Source organism: Paraburkholderia sp. BR10937, from assembly GCF_040965695.1.
Lineage (GTDB): Bacteria > Pseudomonadota > Gammaproteobacteria > Burkholderiales > Burkholderiaceae > Paraburkholderia.
On sequence record NZ_JBFRCL010000266.1, the window covers coordinates 1 to 242 of the forward strand.

A 242-nucleotide genomic window follows, 5' to 3' on the forward strand; every position below is an offset into this window, starting at 1 on the left:
TGGCGAACCTGCAGTACGCGTGGACGCTTTTCGTCGTGCCGATGGACGCACGGCATCACTGGGGGCAGGCTGCGATCCAGCTCGCCTTCTCGATTTTCATCGTGACCGAAACCTGGCTCGTGCCCGTCGCGACGCTGCTGGCGATTCACGGCGGCTGGAACATGGTGTTCGACATGGTCGCCTGCGTGGCGATGATGGCGGGCGTGAGCGCCAAGGTGATCTTGCAGCCGATGCGTCGGCGC

The 242-nt window shown here is 64.5% G+C and carries 1 pseudogene; it reads left to right on the forward strand.

Annotated features, from left to right (window positions below):
• Positions 1-242: pseudogene (locus tag AB4Y44_RS42920) on the forward strand (hypothetical protein); the annotation flags it as partial.